30 protein-coding genes and 1 rRNA gene are annotated in these 26,556 nt (G+C 70.7%); 16 read left to right on the forward strand and 15 right to left on the reverse strand.

Annotation, left to right across the window (positions count from 1 at the left end):
- Both rrf and D7Y21_RS05060 read left to right on the forward strand, forming a co-directional pair.
- A 5S ribosomal RNA gene (gene rrf / locus D7Y21_RS05055) occupies positions 1–103 on the forward strand; the annotation flags it as partial.
- Between the two features lie 202 nt (positions 104–305).
- Positions 306–752, forward strand: a complete 447-nt coding sequence (locus D7Y21_RS05060; RefSeq protein ID WP_120567841.1) for a hypothetical protein — start codon at positions 306–308, stop codon at positions 750–752.
- 9 nt (positions 753–761) lie between these two features.
- On the opposite strand, the gene D7Y21_RS05065 is transcribed toward D7Y21_RS05060, so the two are convergent.
- Positions 762–962 carry a SlyX family protein gene (locus D7Y21_RS05065; protein ID WP_120567842.1) on the reverse strand — a complete coding sequence of 67 codons (201 nt, stop codon included), beginning with the start codon at positions 960–962 and terminating at the stop codon, positions 762–764.
- Positions 963–993: 31 nt separating this feature from the next.
- Between D7Y21_RS05065 and D7Y21_RS05070 the strand changes: the two genes are divergently transcribed.
- Positions 994–1,293: a tetratricopeptide repeat protein gene (locus D7Y21_RS05070; RefSeq protein WP_121711593.1), complete on the forward strand. Its 300-nt coding sequence runs from the start codon at positions 994–996 to the stop codon at positions 1,291–1,293.
- 14 nt (positions 1,294–1,307) lie between these two features.
- On the opposite strand, the gene D7Y21_RS05075 is transcribed toward D7Y21_RS05070, so the two are convergent.
- From D7Y21_RS05075 to D7Y21_RS05085, 3 genes are all read right to left on the reverse strand, one after another.
- Entirely contained in the window at positions 1,308–2,273 is a 966-nt protein-coding gene (locus D7Y21_RS05075; RefSeq protein WP_121711595.1) for a tetratricopeptide repeat protein, read from the reverse strand.
- Positions 2,274–2,282: 9 nt separating this feature from the next.
- On the reverse strand, positions 2,283–2,627 hold the full coding sequence (locus D7Y21_RS05080) for a hypothetical protein (protein WP_120567845.1): 345 nt from the start codon (positions 2,625–2,627) through the stop codon (positions 2,283–2,285).
- 100 nt (positions 2,628–2,727) lie between these two features.
- Positions 2,728–3,144, reverse strand: coding sequence for a hypothetical protein (locus D7Y21_RS05085; protein WP_120567906.1), 417 nt, complete (start codon positions 3,142–3,144; stop codon positions 2,728–2,730).
- Positions 3,145–3,361: 217 nt separating this feature from the next.
- On the opposite strand from D7Y21_RS05085, the gene D7Y21_RS05090 reads away from it, so the two are divergent.
- Entirely contained in the window at positions 3,362–3,553 is a 192-nt protein-coding gene (locus D7Y21_RS05090; protein ID WP_120567846.1) for a hypothetical protein, read from the forward strand.
- Between the two features lie 54 nt (positions 3,554–3,607).
- Here the strand turns inward: D7Y21_RS05090 and D7Y21_RS05095 are convergent, their stop codons facing one another.
- The 4 genes from D7Y21_RS05095 to D7Y21_RS05110 form a co-directional block, all read right to left on the reverse strand.
- The gene (locus D7Y21_RS05095; protein WP_121711598.1) at positions 3,608–4,435 is read right to left on the reverse strand and encodes a hypothetical protein; all 828 of its coding nucleotides are present in this window, start codon (positions 4,433–4,435) and stop codon (positions 3,608–3,610) included.
- Entirely contained in the window at positions 4,435–5,193 is a 759-nt protein-coding gene (locus D7Y21_RS05100; RefSeq protein ID WP_121711600.1) for a hypothetical protein, read from the reverse strand. The genes D7Y21_RS05095 and D7Y21_RS05100 overlap by 1 nt, the downstream gene beginning before the upstream one ends.
- On the reverse strand, positions 5,193–7,412 hold the full coding sequence (locus tag D7Y21_RS05105; RefSeq protein WP_304988555.1) for a TonB-dependent receptor: 2,220 nt from the start codon (positions 7,410–7,412) through the stop codon (positions 5,193–5,195). Before D7Y21_RS05105 ends, D7Y21_RS05100 begins: the two co-directional genes overlap by 1 nt.
- Before the next feature lie 173 nt (positions 7,413–7,585).
- A complete protein-coding gene (locus D7Y21_RS05110) occupies positions 7,586–8,002 on the reverse strand; it encodes a hypothetical protein (RefSeq protein WP_121711604.1) in 417 nt (138 codons plus the stop codon).
- 204 nt (positions 8,003–8,206) lie between these two features.
- On the opposite strand from D7Y21_RS05110, the gene glpD reads away from it, so the two are divergent.
- Together glpD and D7Y21_RS05120 are read left to right on the forward strand one after the other, a co-directional pair.
- Positions 8,207–9,904 carry a glycerol-3-phosphate dehydrogenase gene (gene glpD / locus D7Y21_RS05115; RefSeq protein WP_121711606.1) on the forward strand — a complete coding sequence of 566 codons (1,698 nt, stop codon included), beginning with the start codon at positions 8,207–8,209 and terminating at the stop codon, positions 9,902–9,904.
- A 271-nt stretch (positions 9,905–10,175) separates the two neighbouring features.
- Complete coding sequence (locus D7Y21_RS05120; RefSeq protein ID WP_120567851.1) at positions 10,176–11,996, forward strand: S8 family serine peptidase; 1,821 nt, start codon at positions 10,176–10,178, stop codon at positions 11,994–11,996.
- 258 nt (positions 11,997–12,254) lie between these two features.
- Here D7Y21_RS05120 and D7Y21_RS41375 read toward each other — a convergent pair whose 3' ends face one another.
- Positions 12,255–12,602 (reverse strand): hypothetical protein, encoded by a 348-nt coding sequence (locus D7Y21_RS41375; protein WP_147469187.1) that lies wholly within the window; start codon positions 12,600–12,602, stop codon positions 12,255–12,257.
- Between the two features lie 61 nt (positions 12,603–12,663).
- Between D7Y21_RS41375 and D7Y21_RS41380 the strand changes: the two genes are divergently transcribed.
- Together D7Y21_RS41380 and D7Y21_RS05130 are read left to right on the forward strand one after the other, a co-directional pair.
- Complete coding sequence (locus D7Y21_RS41380) at positions 12,664–12,930, forward strand: hypothetical protein (protein WP_147469188.1); 267 nt, start codon at positions 12,664–12,666, stop codon at positions 12,928–12,930.
- A gap of 62 nt (positions 12,931–12,992) precedes the next feature.
- Positions 12,993–13,202, forward strand: coding sequence for a hypothetical protein (locus D7Y21_RS05130; RefSeq protein ID WP_120567853.1), 210 nt, complete (start codon positions 12,993–12,995; stop codon positions 13,200–13,202).
- Between the two features lie 10 nt (positions 13,203–13,212).
- Here the strand turns inward: D7Y21_RS05130 and D7Y21_RS05135 are convergent, their stop codons facing one another.
- A complete protein-coding gene (locus D7Y21_RS05135) occupies positions 13,213–13,815 on the reverse strand; it encodes a CDP-alcohol phosphatidyltransferase family protein (RefSeq protein ID WP_120567854.1) in 603 nt (200 codons plus the stop codon).
- Between the two features lie 193 nt (positions 13,816–14,008).
- Here D7Y21_RS05135 and D7Y21_RS05140 point away from each other — a divergent pair, with 193 nt between their 5' ends.
- From D7Y21_RS05140 to D7Y21_RS05155, 4 genes are all read left to right on the forward strand, one after another.
- Positions 14,009–14,902, forward strand: coding sequence for a DUF4846 domain-containing protein (locus D7Y21_RS05140; RefSeq protein WP_120567855.1), 894 nt, complete (start codon positions 14,009–14,011; stop codon positions 14,900–14,902).
- 255 nt (positions 14,903–15,157) lie between these two features.
- Entirely contained in the window at positions 15,158–18,577 is a 3,420-nt protein-coding gene (locus D7Y21_RS05145) for a PAS domain-containing protein (protein WP_121711609.1), read from the forward strand.
- Positions 18,574–19,038 (forward strand): response regulator, encoded by a 465-nt coding sequence (locus D7Y21_RS05150; RefSeq protein WP_014392985.1) that lies wholly within the window; start codon positions 18,574–18,576, stop codon positions 19,036–19,038. The genes D7Y21_RS05145 and D7Y21_RS05150 overlap by 4 nt, the downstream gene beginning before the upstream one ends.
- Positions 19,035–20,618 (forward strand): ATP-binding protein, encoded by a 1,584-nt coding sequence (locus D7Y21_RS05155; RefSeq protein WP_121711611.1) that lies wholly within the window; start codon positions 19,035–19,037, stop codon positions 20,616–20,618. The genes D7Y21_RS05150 and D7Y21_RS05155 overlap by 4 nt, the downstream gene beginning before the upstream one ends.
- A 6-nt stretch (positions 20,619–20,624) precedes the next feature.
- On the opposite strand, the gene yidD is transcribed toward D7Y21_RS05155, so the two are convergent.
- Positions 20,625–20,984 carry a membrane protein insertion efficiency factor YidD gene (gene yidD, locus D7Y21_RS05160; protein WP_120567858.1) on the reverse strand — a complete coding sequence of 120 codons (360 nt, stop codon included), beginning with the start codon at positions 20,982–20,984 and terminating at the stop codon, positions 20,625–20,627.
- The gene (locus tag D7Y21_RS05165; protein WP_158619458.1) at positions 20,981–21,214 is read right to left on the reverse strand and encodes a DUF4177 domain-containing protein; all 234 of its coding nucleotides are present in this window, start codon (positions 21,212–21,214) and stop codon (positions 20,981–20,983) included. The genes yidD and D7Y21_RS05165 overlap by 4 nt, the downstream gene beginning before the upstream one ends.
- A 283-nt stretch (positions 21,215–21,497) precedes the next feature.
- Between D7Y21_RS05165 and D7Y21_RS05170 the strand changes: the two genes are divergently transcribed.
- From D7Y21_RS05170 to D7Y21_RS05185, 4 genes are read left to right on the forward strand one after another with little or no spacing between them, the layout of a single operon-like run.
- The gene (locus D7Y21_RS05170) at positions 21,498–22,142 is read left to right on the forward strand and encodes an EcsC family protein (protein ID WP_158619459.1); all 645 of its coding nucleotides are present in this window, start codon (positions 21,498–21,500) and stop codon (positions 22,140–22,142) included.
- Between the two features lie 56 nt (positions 22,143–22,198).
- A complete protein-coding gene (locus D7Y21_RS05175) occupies positions 22,199–23,479 on the forward strand; it encodes an ABC transporter substrate-binding protein (protein WP_121711613.1) in 1,281 nt (426 codons plus the stop codon).
- Entirely contained in the window at positions 23,476–24,354 is an 879-nt protein-coding gene (locus D7Y21_RS05180) for a carbohydrate ABC transporter permease (protein ID WP_121711615.1), read from the forward strand. The genes D7Y21_RS05175 and D7Y21_RS05180 overlap by 4 nt, the downstream gene beginning before the upstream one ends.
- Complete coding sequence (locus D7Y21_RS05185) at positions 24,351–25,160, forward strand: carbohydrate ABC transporter permease (RefSeq protein ID WP_014392992.1); 810 nt, start codon at positions 24,351–24,353, stop codon at positions 25,158–25,160. Before D7Y21_RS05180 ends, D7Y21_RS05185 begins: the two co-directional genes overlap by 4 nt.
- Positions 25,161–25,162: 2 nt before the next feature.
- Here the strand turns inward: D7Y21_RS05185 and D7Y21_RS05190 are convergent, their stop codons facing one another.
- From D7Y21_RS05190 to D7Y21_RS05200, 3 genes are all read right to left on the reverse strand, one after another.
- Positions 25,163–25,480, reverse strand: a complete 318-nt coding sequence (locus tag D7Y21_RS05190) for a type II toxin-antitoxin system RelE/ParE family toxin (protein ID WP_121711617.1) — start codon at positions 25,478–25,480, stop codon at positions 25,163–25,165.
- A gap of 8 nt (positions 25,481–25,488) precedes the next feature.
- Positions 25,489–25,731: an addiction module protein gene (locus tag D7Y21_RS05195; RefSeq protein ID WP_199735358.1), complete on the reverse strand. Its 243-nt coding sequence runs from the start codon at positions 25,729–25,731 to the stop codon at positions 25,489–25,491.
- A 75-nt stretch (positions 25,732–25,806) separates the two neighbouring features.
- Positions 25,807–26,463 (reverse strand): NAD(P)-binding oxidoreductase, encoded by a 657-nt coding sequence (locus D7Y21_RS05200; protein ID WP_121711620.1) that lies wholly within the window; start codon positions 26,461–26,463, stop codon positions 25,807–25,809.
- Between the last annotated feature and the right edge of the window lie 93 nt (positions 26,464–26,556).

Consider the following 26,556-nt stretch of genomic DNA (forward strand, 5'->3'; position numbering starts at 1 on the left):
CGGAGGGGTCACACCCGTTCCCATCCCGAACACGGAAGTTAAGCCCTCCAGAGCCGATGGTACTCCGCGGGAAACCGCGTGGGAGAGTAGGTCGCTGCCGGATTCTTTTTGAAAGCCCCTGACGCCGAAAGGCGCCAGGGGCTTTGTCTTTGCGGGCTTGTGGAGTTGGTTTCGGGCGCACGTCTCTTCGTGGATTGATCCGACGGGATGCGAACGTACAGCCGCCTGGCTTTGAGGCTGGCCTGACCCTGGCTGCTTTTGCTTGAGTGGCGCTCCTTCCCCCTCTCTGGACAGGAGCCTCTCGCATGCATCTGCTTCGAATCTACGCCGCTGGTCTGTTCGCGCTGGGGCTTCTGCTGGCGCCCGCGGAATCCAAGGCGCAGCAGTCCGGCGTCCGCCTGGGCGTGGGCGCGGACTACTGGGTCGACACCAGCGCCGCGTTCAACTTCACGCTGGGCGTTGAAGGGCATGTCGCGGGGCCACTCTTCGTGGGTGCCCGGTTCGGCGCGGTGCTCGTCACGGACGGCAACATCATTGGCGTTCCGTTGGACATCTCGCTTCGCGCGACGGTGGGCCGGAACGTCTACATCGAGGGACTCGCGGGGCCGTGGATCTTCTTCAAGGGGGACACCTTCAAGGCCCATGCGGCGTTTGGTTTTGGTCTCCAGGGCAAGGCCGCGAGCATCGGCATCGAGGTGGGCTACCTCGATCCGAATCCCATCATCGGCCTGCGGCTGGGCTACAAGTTCTGAGGCCTTGCCTCAGTAGTGCGGTGGCCGCTCCTGCTGGCGGGCGTCCACCAGGCCCGGCTCGGCGTCCAGCTTGCGCTTGAGCTGGTCCAGCTCCGCCCGGAGCGCGTCGACGACGCGCCCCTGCTGGTAGAGCACGTCACTGAGCTCCTGCAGCAGCTCCTGCTGCTGCGTGTAGCGGATTTCCAGCTCGACCAGGCGCTTGTCTTCCATTGCCGTCTTCTCCGCTCGGGGACCGTGCCCCATGAATACCCTTGAACACCTGCAGCGCGCCCGCGAGCTGCTTGGACGCGGACAGCCCGAGTTGGCGGAGTCCGCGCTGAGTGACGCCATCGATGCGGCCGTGGCGGCGGAGGACCTGGTCCTCCTCACCCAGGCCCGGTTCGCGCTGGGGGAGTTGCTCTTCCAGCAGGGCCGCGATGAAGAGGCAATCCCCTTCCTTCAGGCGGTGGTGCGCACCGAACGGGCTGACGGGGCCGTGGACGCGCCGGTCGTCGCCTCCGCGCGGATGCTGCGCCAGATTCGGGGACAGGAGCCGCGCTGAGCGTCTCCTGAGCTTCAGGGCAGCCGGCACTGCTCCCGGATGGCGTCCATCCGCTGCGGGAAGCGCCGCTCCAGGTCCGTCCTTGTCTGGCGTGCTCCCTCGAGCTTCCCTGCCTTCACCTGGAGGGTGCAGAGGGTGGCCAGCGCCCGCGTGTCGGACACGTCCAGACGGTCCGCCTGACGCAGGGCTGCCTCGGCGGCGGTCTGATTCCCCAACTGGAACCAGACGATGCCCAACTGGAAGTGGCCTTCCGCGAGCTTCGGGTCCTGCTGCACCGCCTGCTGCAGCAACCCCACGGCTTCGCGGCTCCGGCCTTCCTTGGTGAGCACCAGTCCCTGTTCCACCAGGAGCCGGGCCGCGGGGACCTTGCCCTCCAGGGAGGTGAACACCTTCAGGGCGTCCTCGGGCCTTCCGACCCGGCTGAGCAGCCGGCCGTAGCGCACGCCGATGAGGGGATCGCCTGGTGCGCGGTTGTAGGCCCGGGACAGAGCCTCCGTGGCGCCCTCGACGTCGCCCTTCTCCTCGCTCAGGTCCGCCCGGAGCAGGTCCGCCCGTGGGTCCGCCGGCGCGAGCTTCCTCGCCTTTTCGAGCGACTGGTCCACGCAGCGGGACATCCGCTCCCGGTCGCAGATGCGCGCGAGCAGGAGCTGGGTCTCCAGGGCGTTCGGGTCCCTCCGTTCGGCTTCCAGGGCCAGGCCGTGCGCTTCCGCGGGGGCCTCGCGCAGGAGCTCTGCTGCTTCGCGCAGGTCCGCCGCCGTCGCCTTGTCGTTGTGCTTCAGGGGCACCAGGAAGCGCAGACGGCCTTCCACGTTCTCCGTGGCCCTCGCGATGGCCAGTTCCTGCTCGGGCATGTCGCGGGGCAGAAACAGGGGGATGACGTGGATGGCGAGCGCCGCTCCGCAGACCCAGATGACGCCCCGGAGACCCTGGTTCCGGCGCCGGCCGCTCCGCTCCCCCGGTTCGTTCGATGGGTCGCTCATGGGGCGTTTCTAGACGGCTCGGAGGTGCGGGCGCAGCCCCGACGGCAGTTCCAGCTCGCAGCTCCAGCAGAGCTCGAAGTTGGCGGGGTTCTCCTCGCCACAACGTGGACAGGTCACCGAACGGTTGGCGGCTTCCTGGTTGGCCTGGAGCTCCGCGAGGACCTGGCGCCCGGCTTCCAGTTCCTGCGGCCACAGCCACAGCTCCACCCAGGCCTCGGTGCTGGGAATCTCACCGCTCAGCGGGACCAGGGACTCGCCGCGGATGTCGACCGAGAGCCCGGCCGATTCCAGGGCCCCTGCCAGCATCCGTGCCTCTCCGACCGTGCGGTGCACGGAGAACTGCACGCGCTTCATGCTTCTTGTCTGTCAGAACCGGGCCTCCAGGGCAACCGGCCCCGGCTGCTCCCCTGCTGTGCCCTGAGCGACGCGGCCCTCACGGACCGTGCGGCCTCCGTCATTCATCGTGACGGAGCTGGTGTGGCAGGACGGCGTGGGCGTGGCGGGGGGCTCGCGCGTGGAGCTCCGCGGACAGCAGCGCGTCCAGCTCCTCGAGCAGGCGATCATACCCGCCTCCCTTCGCGGGCAGTCGCTCGGTGGCGAGTCTCAAGCGGGGCGTTTCCTCGTCCTCGAAGGCCAGGGTCACCGCCAGGATGTCCGGGCCTCCTGCCTGGGGCGCGAGGGTGGCGGGTTCGGGCTCCCGCTGCAGGGGTTCCAGCAAGGGGGCCAGCCGGTGGATCTCCTCCGGCGTCAGGTCCCGCTCCACCACCGGTTCGCCCTGTTCCAGGACGCGCAGGTGCTTGAGGCCTTCCACTCGCAGCGCCTGCGCTCCGGTGTTCGTCTGGCCACTGCGCTCGTAGGTCACGGTCTTCACGCGCCGCACCTCCCCGGGGTCAAGGAGTAGGCATTCGCATCCTCCCCGGCATCCGCGGGAGACCGCCGCGGGCGCTCCCGGGCCGGGGAGGACAGCCCGAACGACCGGTGCCGGACACCAGGCAGCGCCCGCTGGGCCCCTGCGCTTCCCGGGGGCGTCTCCCTACCGTGCCTTCCGTCCGGGCGCCCATGTCCGGACACACGGAGGACGCCGAACGATGAGCAAGCACAAGACCCCGAGCCCGAATGATCAGCGCTCCAACACGAAGAACCCCGAGCGCCCGGAGCACAAGTCCGCCCAGGACAACCGCTCCAACCAGATGAACCCGAACCGTCCTCCGAACCCGCCGTCCCACATGCCTTCGCACGGCGGTGGCACGACGGGCGGGGACGATTCCTCGAAGCGCTGAGTGAAACGGGAGAGGCCGGCCGCGCGTTCGGGCCGGCCCCTCCGGGGGCGTGTCCTAGCGGACGCGCGGCGAGCACTCGCCTTCGCCGCGGTAGTGGCCCACGGTGCGCACGAGCGCCGTCACGAAGTCGCGCAGCGTCCGCACGCTGCCCGCGCCTCCCGTGCCGTATTGGCCCGAGGGCAGCGACGTCAGGTTCACCAGGCCCAGCTCATCCAGGGTGATTTCGCCGTCTGGACCGACGATGCCCGTGCTGTCCGCCGCGGCGATGGCGTCGAAGCGCATCTTCGCGTCCGGCGACTGGAGGTCGTCGAAGAAGAGGTGGTCGCCGTGGATGGTGAGCTGCACCGTCTCCGTGCTGCCCTTGGGCACCGTCACGCCTTTGCCGATGTCCTCGCTCTCGCAGTGCTCGTAGAGGGTGTTGGTGGCGAAGCCCCAGTGGAAGCTCTTGGTGGCCGCGCCCTTGGTGGCCGTGCCCTCGACGTAGACGGACCAGCCTTCGGTGTTCATCCGCGTCACGTCCTCCGCGTCCGCGTTGCCCGCGGTGGCGTTCGTGGCGGGGGCGATGGCGTAGCTCACCTCGTCCCATTCCTCGGCGGCCAGGTCGCTGAACTTCGCGACGTCCACGGGGCCCGGACGGTGCACGTCGTACACCTTCGCGGCCGTCTGCTCGGCGGCGGTCACTCCCTCGCCGTTGGCGACCTTCACCTCGCTCAGCTTCACGAGGAATTTGGTGTACTTCACCGTCCAGCCGTCCTCGAAGGCGCTGACGAGGATCTCCTTTTCGATGAAGTCCTCTCCGTACGTGGTGAACGTCACGTTGCCCTGACCCGACGAGCAGGCGACCAGGCCCAGACACGACACACCCATCAGCCAATTCTTCATCACTGCGCTGCTCCTTCCACCCACGTCACGACGTAGGCGCTGGTGTCTTCCACGCCGCGCACCAGCCCGTTCTGGGCCTGGCTGCCGGCGGGGAAGGTGGAAACGCCAGTCGCGTCCGGAAGCGACGCGGTGGCGAAGTCGATGCGGTCCATCCATTTCCCCAGGTCCACCGAGATGCGCACGAAGCCTGCCTCCTGCTGGAGGTCGCGCTCGAAGCGCACGCCTTCGATGGCCTTGGGTAGATCCACCGTCGCGTCGAAGCGCACCGTGGCTCCGGACGTGTGGGTCGCGGTGCCTCGCACGTGGGCCTGGTGGCCTCCGAGCACGTTCTGCGCGTCCGTGGCCGCCGTGGGCGCCACGAGCGTCAGTTCCAGCGAGCCGTACGAGCCGGTGACGGCGTTGGCACTGCCCAGGTTTCCGCCCGCGAGCAGATCCACGGTCTGGGCGTTGAGCACCTCTCCCAGGGCATCCCCCGGGACGTAGTGGCCGGGGTGCGCGTGCGCGGTGCCTCCGATGAGCGAATACCAGTCGAAGCGGGACAGCAGCACGCGGCCCTCGAAGAAGCGCACCGAGCCCACCGAGAGCTGCGCGGCTTCGGGCGTCACCGTCCAGCCGTACTCGTTGGGGGCCGTGGGCGCCGTCGCCGTCATTGTCACATCGAAGGTGCGGCGCTCCGCTTCCGTCTTGCCGCCGCAGCCCAGGCTCATCAGGGCCGCGGTCAGCGCCAGCGCTCGGAGCGGGGTGGGAATCGGGTTCATCACAGGTGGACCTCCAGGGTGAGCGAGGCCACGCGTGGCGCCCCCGCGGTGAAATGTCTGGCTGGAACGAGGCTCGGCTGGGCGGTGGGGTCGAAGCGCGAGCTGTAGACGAACTCGCCGTCGCGCCAGCGCGTGTTGAGCAGGTTCTTCACGTCGAGCCGCAGCGCGAGCGCTCCCCGCCGCAGCGCGGCCTGCACGTCCGCGAGGAACACGGTGTGGCTGTACTCGTCATAGGGCAGGGGCCTGGGTCCGATGAGCGTGAGGCCCGTGCCCAGGGACAGCACGGCGTCGATGCCGGGCAGCGGCTTCTCCCAACCGATGTCCGCTCGGGCGACCAGCGGCGCGAAGTAGGGGAGCTTCGCGTTCGCCCTCGTCACCGTCGCGTTCGCCACCGTGGCGCTCAGCGCGGCCGTGACGCCTTCGAGCGGACGCGCTTGCAGGGACGCGGAGACGCCCGTGCGCAGCGTCTCTCCCGTGAAGACGGTGGTGCCCACCGTGTGGTCGAAGAAGAAGTCGTCCGCCACCTGTGAGCCGAAGACGCTTGCCTGGAAGGACAGACGTTCTCCGTCCATCCGGGTGCCCAGCTCCGCGCCGTGCACGTTCACGAACGGGGCCTGTTCTCCTTCCGCGAGGCTTCGCGCCTGTGGGGAACGGAAGCCGTCTCCGTAGCTGGCGAAGAGGGCCCAGGTGTCCGTGAGCGCGTATTCGACGCCGGCCTTCGCGCCCCAGTGCACCCCGAAGGCGCTGCGCGAGTAGCCCTGCCCGTCGTAGTAGCGCGGGTCCCGGAAGGCGAGCGCGTCGAAGACCTCCACGCCCAGCGCGTCCGCGCGGCCTCCCAGCCGGAAGGCCCAGCGGCCCAGTGGGAGCCTGGCTTCGGCGTAACCCCAGACGTCCGTCTGGGTGAGGTTCGCGTCCACCTCGTCCGCGAAGAAGGTGCCGTCCGTCTCGCGGTAACGGCGTTGCGTCTGGTGGATGCCGTCGCGCCTTCCTCCCAGGCCGAGCTCCAGCGCGACGGGGCGGTCGAAGAGCGTGACCTGGCGGCGGTGCTCGGCGCGCAGGCCCAGCGTGGATCCGTCGTGGGTCTGCTCCAGGCCGTCGCCCCGGTCGTCCACGCGGTAGCCCGTGAAGTTGTTGCGCAGGCGCAGGTCCGAGAGGATTCCGAAGGCCTCCAGGCGCGTGCGCGCGGTGCCCTCGCGCGGGAGGTCCACTCCGATGAGGAGCTGATGCTTGGAGACCGTGCCTCCCTGACGGTCGAAGGAGCCGGAGTAGAAGGTGCGGCGCCCGGCTTCGAGGTCGTCCACTCGCACCACTCCGGGGGAGTCGAAGCGCGTGATGTAGCTGCCTCCCAGGACTCGCGCGCTCAGGCCGTGGCCCAGGTCCAGGTTCGCCTGGGCGAGCAGCGCGGCCCGGCCGTAGCCTCGCTGGGGCCCGAAGCCGTCGCTCTCACTGAGCTCCGCCGCCGCGAAGGTGCCGGGGTCCTCTCCCGGGCGGACCGTCACGACGAGCCGGCGCGTGTTGAACTGGCCCAGCGTGCCGGCGAACTCCACGCCCTTTTCACGCGCGCCCAGGTCCATGCGCACCGTTCCCGCGACCGCGAAGTCCCCCTGGAACGCGCGGTAGGAGCCCTCCGTCACCTCCAGCGATTGGACGAGCTCCGGGATGATGAAGTTGGTGTCCGCGTAGCCCAGCGCGTGGATGTGGCTCACCTCGTTCACCGGCAGGCCTCCGACGTTCAGCTCCACGTCCTGGCCGTGGAGCGCGTCGAAGCCTCGGAGGAAGAGCTGCTGCGCCTTGCCCTCGCCGCTGTGCTGCGAGGCCACCAGGCCCGGGACCACGCGGAGCACGTCCGTCGCGTTCATGCGTGGTGCCGTGTCGAGGATGTCCCGGCCGATGGTGACCTCGGCGGCGCTCTGGGCCGGACGCGTGCCTCGCACCACCGTGGAACGCTGCTTCCCGGTGGCCTCTGGCGGCGGCGTCGCTTCCAAGGGCTGCTGCTCAGCTGGAGATGCGACCGCGTCGCTGGAGGGCGTTTGCTGCTCGGGTGGCGTCGCGTCTGTCTCACCCGGGGCCTCCGTCGGCTGTTGGAGTTCGGGTTGCTGCTGTTGCTGCGTGGCTTCTGTCACCGCGAGGTTGGTGACTTCCTGGCGCGGCCCTTCCTGTGCGGTGGGAATGGCCGAGGGAAGACACGTCGAGAGCGTGGCGAACGCGATGAGCAACATGGTCACGGTGGCGAAGGCACGAAGAGACGACGACACGTCCCCGACGCGCGTCGGGACGCGCTCCGGGGCGTGCGGGTTGAAAGACAGACGGGCTTCAGGACACACGCTCACGCAGGCCCGTGCCTGGCCTGGGCCAGACGGTCCTCGTGCTCGCAAGTCATCCTTACGGGGGGCTAGGGGCCTTGCGGCATCGCCGCGGACCGCAACCGCTGGCCCGGCGACCACTCCGGGCTTCGCTCCGGCTCCACCCGCCAGGACACCCAGCGCAACTTCGGCGGCACGAACACGGTCCAGCTCGCCGCCACCGCCAGCAGGTGCTCCACCGAGCCCGTCAGGTGCTGGTGGCCATGGCCCCGCTTCGCTCCGTCCGGCGTGCCCTGTTCGGACTCCGTCGGACACGCGGCCTGCGTCGCGTCACACGTACCCGTGGTGCGGTGGACGTGGGTGCTGGCGCCGTGCTCATGGCCGTGGCGTCCCAGGCCTCCACCGTGTCCCACCACCGCGTGCAGCACCGGCGCGACCGCGAGCCCGTACACCAGGACCCACAGTCCCAGGAACGCCAGGTCTCGTCGGTCTCGGGAATCCCACACGGCGGTTCGGGGGCGGCGGAGCGTCCAGGACGGGGGAGGTGAGGCGGCTGCCTGCCTATCCGTCCTCCCCCCGACACGCAAGGCGGCCTCCGCCGCTCGCTGCGCGACAGTTCCCTGTCGCCCAGCCCCATGACCCCGTGGACCTCTTGACGCATCGCATCGGAATCCGCTGCGGCCACAGACTTCCCGTCATAGACTCGTCACGTGCGTTCCGAATCCGCCGCGCTTCGTTCCCTGCCTGCCTCCACGGAGGTTCCTGCCCCGCCCTCGCGCTCCGACCGTCTGCGTGCGCTGGGGAGTGAGTCGTTCGACCTGCTCGTCATTGGCGGCGTGGTGACGGGGGCGGGGGCTGCCCGGGACGCGGCGCTGCGGGGCCTGAAGGTGGCCCTGGTGGAGCGCGAGGACTTCGCCAGCGGGACGTCCAGCCGCTCGTCGCGCCTCATCCACGGCGGCCTGCGCTACCTGGAGCATGGCCACCTGGGGCTCGTCTTCGAGTCGAGCATCGAGCGGCGCCGCCTGCTCCACCTGGCGCCCCACCTGGTGCGCCCGCTGGCCTTCATCTGGCCCGTCTACGAAGGGGCTCGCGTGCCGCGCTGGAAGCTCAACGCGGGCCTGATGCTGTACGACGCCCTGTCCCTGTTCCGGAACGTGAAGGCGTATCAGCGCCTGTCGCTCAAGCAGTTGGTGGAGGCCGAACCCGGCATCCGTTCCGAAGGCCTCAAGGGCGGCGCCCGCTACTACGACGCGGCCACCGACGATGCTCGCCTCACGCTGGCCAACGCGCTGGGCGCGAGCGAGGCCGGCGCGGTGGTGCTCAACCACGCCTCCGTGAAGCGGCTGGTGCTGGAGGACGGCAAGGTGAAGGGCGCGGTGGTGGTGGATCACCTCACCGGCCTGGAGCACACCGTGCGCGCGCGCGCCGTCGTCAACGCGACCGGGCCCTGGAGCGATGAGATCCGCCGGCTGGATTCGCAGCAGGAGCGCACGGGGCCCGCGGTGCGCGGCAGCAAGGGCGTGCACATCGCCGTGCCCCGCTCGCGGCTGAACATCGGGGACGCGCTCACGCTCCTGTCGCCCGTGGATGGCCGCGTGATGTTCATCCTCCCCGCGGATGCGTTCACCCTCATCGGCACGACGGAGACCGCCACCCGCGCCCATCCGGCCGAGGTGCGCGCGAGCGAGGCGGACGTGGCCTACCTGCTCTCTTCCGCCAACGCCTTCTTCCCCGCCGCGAACCTCACCCGCGAGGACATGGTCAGCGCCTGGGCCGGCATCCGCCCGCTGGCGGCGAGCGGCTACCACGGCAACAGCGACGCGGGCAGCGCGAGCCGCGAGCACTCCATCGACGTGAGCCCGTCCGGCGTGCTGGCCATCAGCGGCGGCAAGCTCACCACCTTCCGGGTCATGGCTCGCGACGTGGTCAACGCCGTGGAGCGCCATCTTTCCCTCCCGCACAAGAAGCCCGTCACCCACGAGCAGCCCCTGCCGGGCGGCGACCTCCTCAAGCTGGACGCGGAGCTCGCGGCGGCGAAGCAGGAGGTGGGGGACGCGGCCACGGGCGAACACCTGGTGCGCGCGTACGGCAGCCGCTGGCACGCGGTGTGGGCGCTCACTCGCGAGTCTCCCGAGCTGGCCGAGCCGCTCGTCGAGGGCCTGCCGTACCGCCGCGCCGAGGCCGTCTGGGGCGTGTCCCACGAGATGGTCCAGACGCTCGCGGACCTGCTCATCCGCCGCCTCAAGGTCGCGTTCGAGACGCGCGACCAGGGCCGCGCCGCCGCCGTCCGCGCCGCGGAGGTGATGGCGCCGCGCCTGGGTTGGGACGCGGCGGAGACCGAGCGTCAGCTGGCGGCCTACGCCGTGGATGCCCAGCGCGTCTTCGGCGTGGATCCTTCCGACGCCTGACGCCCTGCTGGGTCACCGGGCCCGGTGCGTCATGCCGGGCCGGAGGTCCTGCCTCGAAGGAAGCGCTCCCCATCAGCGTTGAGCGCCTCACGTTGGACCGGTACCGGATGGCCGTCGGGCGCACGACAGCCGCCCGAGCAGTCGTGCTGCGTCCATGCTTAAATCGTCTTGGGAACGGGAAGCAGGGCCGGCCCGTTCCTTCCGGCCCCCTTTCGGGGCGGCGGGTCACGGCGCGGTAATCCACGTTGGCCGGGCGAAGGAGATACACCCCATGAAGCGTTGGCTTTGGCTTGGGCTTGGGTTGTCCGGACTGGTGGCGAGCGGCTGTGGCAGCGACCCCGACCCCATCGACGTCCTGCCCCAGGCGTGTCCTGGCACCGCGGAGATGTCGCTGCCGAAGCCAGGGGTCTCCCCGCTGAGCACGGACACGGCGCCGGACGGCGTCATCATCACCTACAAGCCGAAGGTGACCGCGAGCGCGCTGGCCGCGTCGGCGGACATCGCGGCGGCCGTGGAGCGCGAGGGCGGCACGGTGAAGCGCCGCATCCCGAACATGAACATGGTGTCCGCACGGCTGTCGCCGGAGGCCATCTCCGCGCTGAAGCTCCGCTCGGACGTGCTCTCCGTGACGCCCAACCGCCGTGTGCGCGCGCTGGGCCTGCCCACGCCCCCGCCGCTGGCGTCGTGGCAGGGCGTGTACAACACGCAGGGGTCGGTGGGCGAGTACACGGAAGGGCTCAAGATGATCCAGGTCCCGCAGGTGTGGGACGCGAACAACGACGGCGTCATCGACCCCGGCGCGCCCACGGGCGAGGGCGTGAAGGTGTGCGTCATCGACAGCGGCTGGGACAGCAAGCACCCGGAGCTGAAGGCGGCGTTCCTCATGGGCAAGGACTTCGTCGACGACGACGATGACCCGTCCGACCAGAGCGAGTCCCAGGGCGTGGTGACGGTGGGCGGCGGCCACGGCACGCACGTGTCCGCCACCATCCTGGCGCAGTTCGGCGCGGGCTCCGGCGCGCGCGTGGCGCCCGGGGAGGAGCCGAACGGCGTGGTGGGCGTGGCGCCGGGCGCGTCGCTGCTCGTGGCGCGCGTGCTGGACACGGACGGCGGCGGCCGCACGGACGACGTCATCTCGGCGGTGGACTGGTGCCATTCGCAAGGGGCGAAGGTCGCCTCGCTGTCGCTGGGCGCGCCGGAGCCGTCCGAGACCGAGCGGCTGATGTTCGAGAAGGTCTGGGAGAACGGCAACGGCATGCTGTCCGTCGCGGCCAGTGGCAACGACGGCACCAAGGGCAAGCCCGGCATCGCGTATCCGGCCGCGTACCTGCCGTCGGTGATGGCGGTGGGCGCGGTGGACCTGCAGGGCGAGTACGCGCCCTTCTCGCAGTTCGGCCAGGAGCTGTCCGTGGTGGGGCCGGGCGTGAACGTGCTGAGCGCCACGGTGCTGGGGGCGGCGTCGCTGTCCTCGGTGACCGCGGCGTCGTCGCCCATCACCTCGTCGCCGCTCACGTACACCGCGCAGGGCACGTACACGGGCCGGCTGGTCAACTGCGGCCTGGGCGTGGACCGCGCGGCGTGCGGTGAGTCCGCCACCTGCGAAGGCTTCGTCGCCTACGTGGACCGCGGCGACCTGTTCTTCGAGGAGAAGGCGCGCAACGTCATCCAGGCCGGCGCCCGCGCGGTCATCATCGGCAACAACGTGGCGGAGGACGGGGACGGCACCTTCACGCTGGGCTCCGCGAACTCGCACTGGGTGCCCACGGTGTCGGTGTCCATGGCGGCCGGCACGTCCCTCAAGAAGATGATGGGCCAGGAGGTCACGGTGTCCATCACCGGCCTGGACTACCAGCGCGAGTCAGGCACCTCCATGGCCACCCCGCACGTGTCGGGCGTCGCCGCGCTGGTATTCAGCGCCCGGCCGGACCTGAGCGCCGCGCACGTGCGCGCGGTGCTGGAGAAGACGGCGAAGGACGACAAGACGACGCCGGGCAAGGACGAGAAGTACGGCTACGGCCTGGTGCAGGCGGCCGAGGCCGTGGAGCTGGCGCGCACGCTGCCCCAGGGCGGCGGTCCGCTCCCGCTGCCGTAGCGGCGCGCCTGCGCGCCCGTGGGCCAACGCCCCCGTGTCCCTTCGTGGGACCGGGGGCGTTTCCTTTTCTTCCGAGCAGGCGCCGGGTCGTGGGTTGGCAGTCCGGACGGACAGGCGACCGCCAGGCCTCCGGGCCGGTGGTTCGTGCCGCGTGCGCATGCACCTTCCCAAGAAGGGAGGCACGCGACGCATGAGGCGAGACACCTGGCTGGGATTGGGAATCGCGGGTCTGGCCTTCCTGCTGATGTGCGCCGGGACTCAATCCGGCGGCATGAGGGATGACGCGGCGTCCGAGGAGAGCACCGCTCCCGCGAGCTCGCGGCCAGCCACGCAGCAGGCTCCCGCGGCGACGCAGCAGGCTCCCGCGGCGACGCAGCAGGCTCCCGCGGCGACGCCCCAGCAGCAGCCAGGGACGGGAGGCTCCGGGGCGAACACGCAGGCCCCCGCTGGGACGGCTCCTGGCACCGCGCCCGCGCAGGGCACCGCGGGGGACAGCTCGGCGTCGGATCCGAACAGCCCCAGCGCGGAGCCGAACCCGGAGGGACAGACGACTCCTCCCAACCCGGGCCCGGAGACGAACTCGGGCACGGGGGGCACGGGCAACACGGGAACTAAAGCTCCCTCCACGGCGAAGCCCTCCGCCCCAGGCGCTCCACAGGGCGTCGCGGTGGTGGACGCCATCTACCGGGGAAAGGTGCGCTCGGTGTCCGACAAGGAGGTCGTCATCGACAACGAGGGCACGCGCCTGCCGCTGGAGATCAGCACCCAGACGCGCATCGTCCGTGACGGCGAGGACATCCGCGTGACGGAGCTCAAGGAGGGCGAGCGCGTGCGCGCCACCGTGAACCTGGTGGGCCGGAGCCACACGCGGGAGATCGCCGTGCTGACCGGCGCCGAGGCCCGGCGCGACGCCGAGACTCAACGCCGCCGGTAGCCAGGGGGCCCCTCCGTCAGCCGCATGGCCCCGTCCGCGTCTCCCGGACGGAGGTTTCCACCATGACGGTCTACAACCGATACCGAACCCTGTTGCACAAGTTGGCCCTCGTCCGTGCCCGCGCGCCCGGCGGAGATTCACCCGAAGCGGACGCGCTGCTCGACACGATGGACGAGGTCTGGGACGCCCTGTCCGACGGCGAGCGCGCCGCCATGGAGCGCGAGCGCGACCGGTTGGCCGTCTCCGTGGCCACGCGCGCCGTGCCCGCGTGAGGCGTTCGTGTCACTCCCGCACGGACCCCATGGGCGCACCCGTGGGCCCATGGGGAATGCGCGAGGACGGCCGGGACGGCGGCCGTTCCCGGTGCTGACGCTGGCGCCACACCGCCCGCGAGTAGTCCACCACCGACGCCAGCGACAGCATCGCGACGAGCGCGACGAGCGGCCGCACCAGCGGCGGGTAGAGCAGGACGCACAGCAACACCGCGAGCTGCAACGTCGTGACGACCTTGCCCAGCATCCGCGCCTTGAGCTCGATGGTCCGCATGTCCGGCCGCACCCTGGCGACGATGAAGCCGATGGCCGTGCCGATGTCCCGCAGGAGCAGCAGCGTCAGCTCCACCGGGTCGATGAGCCCATCCAGCAGACACACGATGAAGGCCGTCACCATGAAGGCGCGGTCCGCCACCGGGTCGATGAGCGCTCCCACGCGCGTGGCCAGTCCCCGGTGCCGGGCAATCCAGCCGTCCAGGAAGTCCGTCGCCGCGGCCAGCACCACCAGGAAGGCCCTCATGCGCAGGTCCGACACCGCGATGAACACCGCGGCGAGCGGCAGTCGCGACAGGGACAGCGTATTGAGCAGCACGAGGCTTGCCCGACGGTGCATGGCTTTCAAAAGGTAGTGCTCGCCCCCCGGGGCGCACCTGCCCGTCGTGGCGAGCGTCCGGCGAAGAACTCCTCCGGTGCCCTCGTGGATCCACGCCCAACGAAGGGACCCCGCGGCCCGCGTGCGGTGTCCCAGGGCATGGTCCGGGATTTTCCCCGGCCTCTGTCTTCCTGGAGCCCGCCTCTTGACCGCGATGGGACCCTTCCGCCCCCTGCTGGCACTGGCCACCCTGCTCACCGCCGCGCTGTCCCTGGTGAGCTGTGAAGCGGCCGGGCGGGCGAAGGTCTCGACTCGGGCCCCCACGGCGGAGGAGCGGACGCGCTACCCGTGGCTGCCGGCCTCCGCCCAGGTGCGCTCGTTGGAGGAGACCTTCGCGCCCCCGGAGGGCTACACGCGCGTGCCCCTGGAGGTGGGCTCCTTTGGCGCCTGGCTGCGCGGCCTGCCCCTGCGCCCGGAAGGCTCTCCCGTGCGCGACTTCCAGGGCAATACCGTGCTGGCGGCCTCCGACTCCCGGCTCGCGGCGGTGGGGGAGCTGGACGTGGGCACCGCGAACCTCCAGCAGTGCGCGGACTCCATCCTGCGCCTTCACGCGGAGTGGCGCTGGGCGTCCGGTCAGTCGGAGCGCATCGCCTACCGCTTCACCAGCGGCCACCTGGCGTCCTGGCCCCGGTACGCGGCTGGAGAGCGGGCGCGCGTCGCCGGCTCGAAGGTGACGTGGGTGCCGGGGAGCGCGGCGGCGGACAGCTCGCGGGTGGCCTTCCGCAACTACCTGAACCTGCTCTTCACCTACGCGGGCACCCTGTCGCTCCAGGCGGAGGGCGCCCGTCCCACGCGGGAGCAGCTGCGCTCAGGGGACTTCTTCGTCCTGGGTGGCAGCCCCGGCCACACGGTGCTCGTGCTGGACGTGGCCACCAACGCGAAGGGTGAACGGGTGGCGCTGGTGGGCCAGGGCTTCACTCCCGCGCAGGACTTCCACGTCCTGGCGGGAAGGGACGGGCCCTGGTTCCCGCTGGAAGGGGAGAGCCTGGCGACGCCCTTCTGGGCGCCCTTTCCCATGACGTCCCTGCGCCGGCTGCCCTCGCCCTGATCGCCCGGGAAGCCTGGAACGCCAGCGAGGTGCGGCCTGGGGGACGGGCGCCCTCCTGGTGTGTCCCCCGGCGGACGAGGGGGCGGTAAACGGAGGACGCCCAAGGGTTCTGCTGGAATCGACGGGAGGGAGGAGGCAGGTTGCGGCGTGGAGTGTTGTCCTGCCGTCAACGGGGACACACCGAAGCCGGGCCCGTCCCCCACCGCGTGCCTGCCAGCCTAAAGGGAAGAGGAGCCCGTCCCCCGAGCCTCCACCATGTCCTCCGCCGCCGCGTCCGCGCCCGCGTCTTCCCCCAGGGCCAGCATCCTCCTCGTCGACGACACGCCCGGGCACCTCCTGGCGCTGGAGGGCATCCTCACGCCCCTGGGGCAGCGGCTGGTGCGCGCCACCTCCGGACGCGAGGCCCTGCGGCGGGTGCTGGACGAGGACTTCGCCGCCGTCCTGATGGACATGAACCTGGGCGACATGACGGGCGTGGAGGTGCTGGGCCTCTTGCGTGAGCGCGATCGCAGCCGGCGCACGCCCGTGCTGCTGATGACCGCGGGCGACGGCGAAGAGAAGGAGTGGCTGGCGGCCTACGCGCACGGCGCGGTGGACTACCTGCGCAAGCCGCTGCGGCCTGAAATCCTCCTGGCGAAGGTGTCCATGTTCGTGGAGCTGCACCTGGCGCGCGAAGCCGTGCAGCGGCACGAGGAGTCGCTGCGCGAGCGCGAGCGCCACGCCCTGGAGGCCGTCCACCGCGAGCGGCTGCATGCGTTCTTCATGCAGGCCCCGGTGGGCATCTCCATCACGCGCGGGCCGGACTTCGTCTTCGAGCTGGCGAACCCCTACTACGAGCTGCTGGTGGGCCGGCGGGTGACGCCGGGCCAGACGATGTTGGACGCGTTCCCGGAGATGGCCTCGCAGCCGGAGGTGATGGAGGTGCTTCGCGGCGTGGTGCGCACGAAGCAGCCCTTCGTGCGGCCGGAATTCGAGGTGAAGCTGGTGCGCGACGGCCAGCCGGACTCCGTCTTCTTCAACGTCATCTACCACCCGATGGTGGAGGTGGACGGCACCGCGTCCGGCATCATCACCCTGGCCACCGACGTGACGGAGTTCGTGCGCGCGCGCCGGCACACGGAGGCGCTCACGCTGGACCTGCGAAAGCAGCAGGCCGCGCTGGTGGACAGCGAGCAGCGCCTGCGCCTGGCGCTGACGGCCACCCAGCTGGGCACCTTCGACATGGACGTGGTCACGGGCGAGCTCAAGTGGGACGCGCGCTGCAAGGCGCTCTTCGGCCTGCCGCCCGACTCGGAGTCGTCCTACGACAAGTTCCTCGCGGGCCTGCACCCGGAGGACCGGGACGCCGTGCAGCGCGCGATCGCGCTCAGCTGGGACCCCAGCGGCAAGGGCGACTACGACGTGGCCTACCGCACCGTGGGCTTGAAGGACGGCGTGGAGCGCTGGGTGCGCGCCACGGGCCGCACGCACTTCCAGGACGACAAGCCGGTGCGCTTCGTGGGCACCGTGCAGGACATCACCGCGCGCAAGCGCGCTGACGCGGAGCGGGCCCGGCTGATGGCGGGCGAGCTGCGCCGCACCGAGCAGCTTCGTGGCCTGTCGCGCGCGAGCCTGGCGCTCAACGCGGCGGGCAGCGTGCCGGCCATCCTGGAGCTCGTGACGCTCAAGGCTCGCAAGCTGATTGGCGCGAACCAGTCCTTCGTGCAGGTGGCGGCCGGCCGGGATGCACCGCCGCTCGGCTCGCTGTCCGCGGTGGATCATGATCCGCTGGCGCCCGGCGCCGCCCAGGTGTCCGTGGACGAGCGCGGCCTCTTCGTCCGGGTGTGCCAGGAGAACCGGCCGCTGCGTCTGACGCGCGAGGAGCTGCGCCAGCACGCGGACTACACCCAGGCGCCGCCCGCGCCGCCGCCCGCGCTGCCCCTGAAGGGCTTCCTCGCGGTGCCGCTGGTGGGGCACGACGGCCGCAACCTGGGCCTGATGCAGGTGTCCGACAAGCTGGAGGGCGACTTCGACGCGGAGGACGAGACCATCGCCGTGCAGCTGGCGCAGATGGCCAGCGTGGCGCTGGAGAACGCGCGCCTGTACGAGACGGCGCAGGCGGAGCGGCGCAACCTGTTCGCGGTGCTCAAGCAGCTGCCCGCCGCCATCACCGTGCTGCGCGGGCCGGAGCTCGTCTTCGAGATGGCCAACGACCTGCGCCTGAAGCTCACCGGGTCCCGGCCGCTCCTGGGCCTGACCGTGCGCCAGGCGCTGCCGGAGCTCAAGGACCAGGGGCAGGTGGCCCAGCTGGAGGAGGTCTACCGCACCGGCGAGACCTACCGCGGCCACGAGGTGCCCATGCGCCTGGGGCGCGACGTGGGGCAGGAGGCGCCCGAGGGCTACTTCAACCTCACCTTCCAGCCGCTGCGCAACGCCGAGGGCAAGGTGGACGGCATCGTGTCCGTGTCCTGGGAGGTGACGGAGCAGGTGCTGGCGCGCCGGCGCATCGAGGCGCTGGCCGCGGAGCTCAAGGAGCGCGAGCAGCAGTTCCGCACGCTGGCGGACTCCATCCCGCAGCTGTCGTGGATGGCGGAGCCGGACGGGCGCATGTTCTGGTTCAACCAGCGCTGGTACGACTACACCGGGACGACGCCCTCGCAGGTGGGGGAGAAGGACTGGAACGAGCTGCTGGACCCGGAGGACGCCGGGCGCGTGCTGGAGCACTTCAGCGCGGCCCTGCGCGAGGGGACGCTGTGGGAGGACCAGTTCCGCCTGCGCCGCGCGGACGGCAGCTATCGCTGGTTCCTGTCGCGCGCCATGCCCGTGCGGGACGGCGAAGGGCGCATCGTCCGCTGGTTCGGCACCAACACGGACATCGACGACGAGCGCCGCATGATGGAGAGCCTGAAGCGGGCGGAGGAGGAGATCCGCCACCTCAACACGGGCCTGGAGAAGCGCGTGCGGGAGCGCACCGCCCAGCTGCAGGAGGCGAACAAGGAGCTGGAGTCCTTCAGCTACTCCGTGTCGCACGACCTGCGCGCGCCGCTGCGCCACATCACCGGCTTCGCGCAGTTGCTGGATCGGCGGGCGGGCGCGAAGCTGGACGACGTGTCGCGCGGCTACCTCACCACCATCGCGGGCGCGGCGAAGCAGGGCGGCACGCTGGTGGATGACCTGCTCGCGTTCAGCCGCATGGGCCGGGCGGAGCTGCGCCAGTCGCGGGTGGACCTGGGCCAGTTGGTGGAGGAGGCCCGGCGCGACCTGATGCCGGAGGCCACCGGGCGGCAGGTGGAGTGGCGGGTGGGAAGCCTGCCCACGGTGGAAGGCGACCCGGCGCTCCTGCGGCAGGTCATCCACAACCTGTTGGCGAACGCGCTGAAGTATACCCGTCCCAAGCCGGAGGCCCTCATCGAGGTGGGGGCTCGGGAGACGGAGACCGAGGTCGCGGTGTGGGTGCGCGACAACGGCGTGGGCTTCGAGATGCAGTACGTGGACAAGCTGTTCGGCGTCTTCCAGCGCCTGCACACGGCCGAGGAGTTCGAGGGCACCGGTATCGGGCTCGCGAACGTGCGGCGCATCGTGTCGCGCCATGGAGGACGGACCTGGGCGGAGGGCGCCGTGGGGCAGGGCGCGTCCTTCACCTTCACCCTGCCCCGCGCTTCTCCAGTGGAGAAGAAAGTCGAGACGCACGCGTGATTGACCTCAAGCGGATCCTCCTGGTGGAAGACAGCGCCAACGACGTGGCGCTCACACTGGCGGCGCTGGAAGAGGTGCACCTGGCCAACGAGGTGGTGGTGGTGCGCGACGGACAGCAGGCGCTGGACTACCTCTTCCGCAAGGGCGAGTACGCGAACCGGCAGGACGGCCACCCGGCGGTGGTGCTGTTGGATTTGAAGCTGCCGAAGGTGGACGGGCTGGAGGTGCTGGAGAAGGTGAAGGGCGCCCCGGAGCTGAAGGCGGTGCCGGTGGTGATGCTCACCTCGTCGCGCGAGGAGCGGGACCTGGCGCGCAGCTACGGCCTGGGCGTGAATGCCTACGTGGTGAAGCCGGTGGCCTTCCCGGACTTCGTGTCCGCGCTGCGCGAGCTGGGGTTGTTCTGGGCGGTGGTGAACCAGCCGCCGCCGGGCTCCCCTGGCGCGTCCGGAGCCTCGAAGTGAGCGCACGCGGCGGCGCCGCGCTGGACCTGACGACTCTGCCATCGGCGGAGCGGCCCCTGTCCATCCTCTTGCTGGAGGACAGCCCGCTGGACGCGCAGTTGGTGGCCGCGCAGCTGGAGGAGGGCGGGCTGCCTTCGAAGCTGGAGTGCGTGCAGGGGCGGGCGGCCTTCGTCGCGGCGCTGGAGAAGGGGAAGTTCGACCTCATCCTGTCGGACTACAACGTGCCGGGCTTCGACGGGATGAGCGCGCTAGAGGCGGCGAAGGCCGTGTGTCCGGACACGCCGTTCCTCTTCGTGTCCGGTGCGCTGGGCGAGGACCGCGCCATCGAGCTGCTCAAGCGCGGCGCCACGGACTACGTGCTGAAGGACCGGCTGGAGCGGCTGGGCCCCAGCGTGCGGCGGGCGCTGCGCGAGGCGGAAGGGGTGCGGCTGCGCAAGCGCACGGAGGAGGCGCTGCGCCGCTCCGAGGAGCGCTACCAGTTGGTGGCGCACGCGAGCTTCGACGCCATCTGGGACCTGGATCTCCAGACGGACGCGATGCACTGGATTGGCGACGCGACGGAGGAGGTCTTCGGCTTCCCGGTGGAAGAGGTGGGCGCGGACGCGGCGTGGTGGCGCAGGCACATCCACGGCGAGGACCGCGAGCGGGTGCTGGCGGGGCTGCAGCGGGCGTTCGATTCGGACGAAGACCGGTGGCAGGACGAGTACCGCGTGCTGCGCAAGGACGGGGAGTACGCGTACGTGGCGGCGCAGGGCTCCATCCTGCGCGGCGAGAGCGGGAAGGCGCGGCGCATCGTGGGCGCCATGCGCGACATCACGGAGCGGCGGCGGGCGGAGGAGGAGCGGCAGAAGCTGGTGCACGAGGCACAGGCTCGGGTGGAGTTCGAGCAGCAGCTCATTGGCATCGTCAGCCACGACCTGCGCAACCCGCTGGGCGCCATCCTCACTGGCGCGTCGCTGATGCTCCGGCGCGACGACATCCAGCCGTGGCACGCGAAGGCGGCGGCGCGCGTCCTGTCCGCGGCGGAGCGGGCCACTCGGATGATCCGCGACCTGCTGGACTTCACGCAGGCGCGCATGGGCGGCGGCATCCCGGTGCACGCGGCGCCGTGTGACTTCCACGCGCTCACGCTGCAGGTGGTGGAGGAGGCGCGCACGGCGCACCCGGAGCGCACCCTCCAGATGGAGCAGGTGGGGGATGGGCAGGGGTCGTGGGATTCCGACCGGATGGCGCAGGTGCTGTCCAACATCCTGGGCAACGCGTTGAAGTACAGCCCGGAGGACACGCCGGTGCGCGTGGAGAGCCGGGGCGAGCAGGACGCCGTCGTGGTGCACGTGCGCAACGGGGGCGACCCCATTCCCCCGGAGATGCTCCCGCGCATCTTCGAGCCGCTCCAGCGCGGCACGACGGCGGGGCGCTCCGAGCGCAGCATCGGGCTGGGGCTCTACATCGTGCGGCAGCTGGTGCTGGCGCACGGCGGGACGGTGGACGCGCGGTCGTCCGCGGCGGAAGGCACGGTGTTCACCGTGCGCCTGCCGCGGGTTCCTCCGAGGGAGATGACCGCTCCGGTGCCGGAGTAGGGCGCCTCATGGCAGGTCGGTTCCCCCGAGGAACAGCACGTCGTTGCAGCGCCGGATGCGCGCCCAGGTGCGGAGGACTCCGCGCCAGAGGCCGTACTTCTTCAGGGACTGGAGCCCGTACAGCGAGCACGTGGGCGTGTAGATGCACTGCCGCTTCCAGCGGTGGGGCACCCCGTGGCGGTACAGCAGGACGAGCCCCACCGCGACGAGGCACAGCGGGTTGAGCCACCAGGGCAGGCGCGTGGGCTGGGGCGCGGGCGCGGCCTGGAGCTCGCGGGCCTCCTCGGGGAAGAGGGCGAGGGCGGAGTAGGGGTTGCCCTCCCAGGGCGGCGGTTCGGCCCGCGCGGGCGGGTGGCCCGGGCTCATTCCTGCTTCGTCCGCTCGAAGACGCACACCAGCCAGGAGCCCGTCGCGGTGCCACAGCCCTTGGTCGCGGTGACGGCGCGGTATTCGCTGGAGTGCAGCTTCCAGCCCTGCGCGGCGTAGTTGTTGAGGAACTTCGCGAAGTCGCCGCAGCGCTTGGGGTTCCAGCCCGGGTCCGTGGAGTTGCAGCCGGGGGCGGGCGGGACAAAGGCATCCACGTGATACTCGTACATCCAGGGCTCCTTCGGGGTGTCTGGGATTGGCGGCGGATGCTGTCTCAGGCCGGCCGCGTGGCAAGAATTCATGCTTCACTCCAGTGCGTGGGTTTGGCCATACCCCGTGCGTGGGATGGCTCGGACCTCGACGGGCCGGCAGGCTCGCGTGGGACGCCGCGTATGGGGTTCGCGTGCCTGCCTGGAGGACGGACTGGGGGGCCGGTGGCGGAGCCGCCTGGCTCCAGCAGGGGACCTCCGCCGGGTAGGATGCGGGGCTGGCCTCATCGTGGAGGATGGACGCATGTCGAAGCCGCTGAAAGTCGTGAACGCAGTGCTGGACGCGGGCTTCGAGGGCCTGGGGCCGCTGTGCAGCGCGACGGGGCTGGCGGACGAGTATCTGCGCGACACGCGCTACGCGGACCACGAAGCGCGCATCGATTCGCTCATCCACTGGGAGACGGGGAAGCTGTTCACCACGGGCTTCCTGTCCGGGCTGGGCGGTCTGCTCACCCTGCCGGTGTCCCTGCCCGCGGGCCTGGGCGTGTCGTGGATGGTGCAGGCGCGGCTGGTGGGCGCCATCGCTCGCATCCACGGGCACGACGTGGAGGAGGACCGCGTGCGGACCCTCACGCTGCTGGCCATCGTGGGGGACATTGGCAAGGAAGTGGTGAAGCAGGCCGGTATCGAGATCAGCCAACAGTTGGGCATGCGCGCGCTGGAGGCTGTGCCAATGCATGCGCTGAGCAGCATCAACCGCGCGGTGGGCTTCCGGCTGGTGAGCAAGGCGTCGCAGAAGGGCGTCGTGAACCTGTCCAAGGTGGTGCCGCTGGCCGGTGGGCTGGTGGGCGGCGCGGTGGATGCGCTCGCGTGCCGCGCGGTGGGGGCCACGGCCCGGCGGTTGTTCGCGCCAGGACCGGGGGCCTTGGTGCCCGTGTCGCCTGGATGACCGGGCGCGGGGCTTGTCGTTGACGGTGGGCCTTCTCGCTGGAGTCATCCGGGCGCATGGGCCGCCTCCTTGTCCTCCTCGTCGCGCTGGGCCTCTCTGTTGGAGGCTGCCGGCGCTCGTCCGAGGAGGCGGGCACCGCGGGCCGCACTCGCATCGTCTTCAAGTTCCAGCCGCTGTGGGGGGACCCGAAGCCGTTCCGTGAGCTGCTGGCGCAGTATGAGCGCGCCAATCCGGACGTGGAGCTGGTGACGGAGGCGCTGCCGAATTCGTCGGACCTGGCGCACCAGTTCTTCCTCACGTCGTTGCAGGGCGGGGCCAAGGACTTCGACGTGCTGGTGGCGGACGTCGTCTGGGTGCCGGAGTTCGCTCGCGCGGGCTGGGTGGCGGACCTGTCCGAGGACTTTCCTCCCGAGCGCCTGCGCGAGGAGTTCCTGCCCGGGCCGGTGGACGCCGTCGTGATGAACGGACGCACGTACGCGGTGCCCTGGTACGTGGACGTGGGCGTCCTCTACTACCGCACGGACCTGGTGCCTCGCGCGCCGCGCACCTACGAGGAGCTGCGGCGCTTCACCCGCGACGCGATGGCGAAGACGCCCGGCATCCAGGGTTATGTGTGGCAGGGCCGGCAATATGAAGGCCTGACCTGCAACGTGTACGAGGCCATCTGGGGCCACGGTGGGCAGTCGTTGGGCAAGGACGGGCGCGTGCTCCTGGAGACGGAGCCCGCTCGCGAGGCGCTGACGTACCTGCATGGGCTCATCGCGGACGGGCTGTCGCCGCAGACGGTCACGGGCTTTGGCGAGGAGGAGTCGCGGCGCGTGTTCCAGGAGGGCCGCGCGGTGTTCATGCGCAACTGGCCCTATGCGTGGAGCGAGGCGCAGGCGGAGGGCTCGCCCATCCGGGGCAAGGTGGGCATCGCGCCGCTGCCGACGAAGGATGGACAGCCGGGGTGGGGGACGCTGGGCGGGTGGCAGCTCGCGGTGAACGCGCATGTGTCGCCCGCGCGCAGGAAGGCGGCGGCCCGGCTCATCGCGCACCTGACGTCCCCGGAGGCGAACCGCGTGCTGGCGCTGCACTACGCGCGCAACCCGCCACGGATGGCGCTGTATGACGACCCGGAGCTGCGCGCGGAGGAGCCGTTCATCGCGAGCCTGAAGGAGGCGCTGGTGCGGGCTCGCCCCCGGCCGGTGACGCCGTACTACCTGCTCATCGCGGATGTGCTCCAGAGCGAGTTCTCCGCCGCGGTGGCGGGCCTGCGGACTCCGGAGGTGGCGCTCACGCGCGCGCAAAAGCAGGTGGATCACCTGACCGGTGAGCAGCCTCCGGAGGAGAAATGAGCGGCGTGGGTTCGCAGGCGCGGGAGCGGCGGCAGGCGTACCTGCTGGTGGCGCCGGCCGTGTTGGTGCTGGCCGTGGTGGCGCTGTACCCGGTGCTGGCGGCGATATGGCTGAGCCTGCACCGCTTCATCCTGGTGTTCGGCGAGCGGCGCTTCACGGGGCTGGAGAACTACGTCTACCTGATGGGGGACGCGCGCTTCTGGTCCGCGCTGGGGAACACGGCGTACTTCACGGCGGTGGCGGTGGCGGTAGAACTGCTGCTCGCGGTGCCGCTGGCGCTGCTGCTCAACCGCGCGTTCCCGGGGCGGGGCTTGTTGCGCGCGTCGGTGCTGGTGCCGTGGGCGATTCCCACGGTGGTGAGCGCTCGGCTGTGGGCGTGGATGTTCAACCCGGACTACGGGCTCATCAATCGGCTTTTGGGTGGGGCGGAGATCAACTGGCTGGGAGCGCCGGGGTATGCGTTGCACGCGGCCATCCTGGTGGACGTGTGGAAGACGACACCCTTCGTGGCGCTGCTGGTGCTGGCGGGGCTGCAGGGCATTCCGGAGGACCTCTACAAGGCGGCGCGCGTGGACGGGGCGTCGGGGTGGCGGCAGTTCCGGTCCATCACGATTCCCTTGCTGAAGCCCGCGCTGCTGCTGGCGGTGCTGTTCCGGTCGCTGGACGCGTTCCGCGTGTTCGACGCCATCTACGTGCTGACGGAGGGCGGGCCGGCGAACACGACGGAGACGTTGAGCATCTACGCGTACAAGACGCTGATGCGCTCCGGGGACTTCGGGTACGGCAGCACGCTGTCGGTGGCGACGTTCCTGGGCGTGGTGCTGCTGGCGGTGGTGTGGCTGCGCTGGCTGGGGCGCGAGGAGGGGCGGCGATGAAGCGGCCGGGGCTGGGCACGGCGCTGGCCGTGGTGGCGTTCCTCACGTTCTTCCTGGGGCCGTTCCTGTGGCAGGTGCTCACGAGCCTGTGGCCGGACGGGGAGCTGACCCGGCCGTGGCCTTCGCACCTGACGGGGGCGAACTACGAGAGCGTGTTGTTCGGGCGGCCGTTCCTGTGGGCGGTGTTGAACTCGCTGGTGGTGGCGACGCTGACGACGGTGTTCTGCCTCACGGTGGGCGCGTCCGCGGCGTTCGCGCTGGCGAAGCTGGAGTTCCGGGGGAGGGGACTGCTGCTGTCCGCGGCGCTGGGCGTGTCGATGTTCCCGCCCATCGCGACGGTGAGCCCGCTGTACCTCATCCTCAACGCAGTGGGGCTGCGGGACAGCCTGGTGGGGTTGGCGCTGCCGTACACGACGTTCGCGCTGCCGTTGACGCTGTGGGTGCTGACGTCGTTCTTCCGCCAGTTGCCGGACGAGCTGTACCGCGCGGCGCGGGTGGATGGGTGCACGCCGGTGGGGGCGTTCCGAAGGGTGCTGTTGCCCCTGGCGGCGCCGGGCCTGGCGACGACGGCCATCCTGGTCTTCATCTTCGCGTGGAACGAGTTCCTCTACGCGCTGACGTTCCTGTCCACGCCGGAGAAGCGCACGGTGCCGGTGGCCATCAGCCTCTTCGCCAGTGAGTACAAGGAACCGTGGGGAGAGATCGCCGCCGCGTCGGTGGTGGCCACGCTGCCGCTGGTGGTGCTCACGGTGCTGTTCCAGCGGCGCATCGTGTCCGGGCTTACGGCTGGCGCGGTGAAGGAGTAGGCCTACGGGCGGCTTCGCGCGCGGGGCAGCCAGTAGTCCGGCCGGCGGCGCAGGTGCGCGACGGCGAGCACCACCACGTCCTCGTCGCGGACGAGGTAGGGCAGGGCGAAGGGGTAATCCGGAAGCAGGAAGCGGCGGATGGGCGGCGTGTGACGGAGGTCTGGCCAGAAGGGCCAGCGGTCTGGATGCTCGTTAATGGAGGTCATTGCTTGATGCATGACTCCAACAAAGTGGCTACCGAGTCCTGTGCGTTGGTTCTCGTACCACTTGGCGACCTTGAGCATCTCCGGCTTGGCGGCGTGATGCAGTCGGGTGCGCATGGGAGCACCTATCGCCGCATTCGCTCCAACTCCTCATTCACTTGTTTTCGTACGTCGTCCCAATCGAGGAGCTCCGCTGTGCCGTCCAGGACCTCTTGGGCGCGGCGGCTGATTTCCTCGCCCCAGGCCGCCTCGGCATCCGGGGCTTCCACGCCTTCATCCAGGCTGTCGAGCAGGTCATGAGCGAGCCGTCTGCGGTCCTCCGGTGAGAGTCGCAGGGCCTGGGCAAGCAACTGGTCTCGGGTCGCCATCTTCCTCATTCTAGCTCCTCCATGCGTCACGCGCTCGTTCGGCGGAGGAGACTTCCTACCTGGAGGGTCTGACAGCTACCGGCCTACCGCTTCGACCTCCGCCCAGAGGCGCTTGCCTTCCAGGGCCGTGTCGAGCGGCGCCCGTCGCTCCGAGATGCGCAGGAGCACTGCGGCCAGTTGGTCCAGGTGCATGGGCTTCAGGTGGTGCAGCAGCGGCAGCTTGCCCAGCGTGTGCAGGATGCCGGGCGGCGCGTGGTATTCGCCCTCCAGCGCAGGGGGCCGCACCATGGTGTAGGGGATGCCGCTCTCGCGGACGATGCGCTCCGCTTCCGCCTTGGCCTTGAGGTACGCGCCCACCGGGCTTCCCGCGCCCACCGACGTGAGCAGCACGAAGTGGTCCACCCCCGCCGCCTTCGCCGCGTCCACCAGCTGCCGCGTGGTGCCGATGTCGCTCGACTCGTAGGTGTCCCCGGCCGCGAAGCGCTTGCGCATCGTGCCGATGAGCTGGAGCACCGTCGTGCTGCCCTTCATTGCCTCCACCAGCGCGGGCCCGTCCGCCAGCTCCAGCACCGCCTTCTTCGGCCAGCTGTTCGCGGGCTCCGTGTTCGCGCTCTTGGGGCGCACGTGCGGCGTCACGGACACGTCCCTGGCCAGGGCCTGACGCATCAGCGTGCGGCCCGTGGCGCCCGTGGCGCCCGCGACGAAGAGATGACGAGGAGCTGCGCTGCTCATGGCGATGCCTCCCGGCCGCGACCCTCGCGGTCCCTGGAGCACTTCTTGAGCACACGGCCCGCCCCTTGCCCACTGTTTCCAGGGGGCACGCGT

This window comes from Corallococcus sp. AB045 (assembly GCF_003668895.1).
Classification (GTDB): domain Bacteria; phylum Myxococcota; class Myxococcia; order Myxococcales; family Myxococcaceae; genus Corallococcus; species Corallococcus coralloides.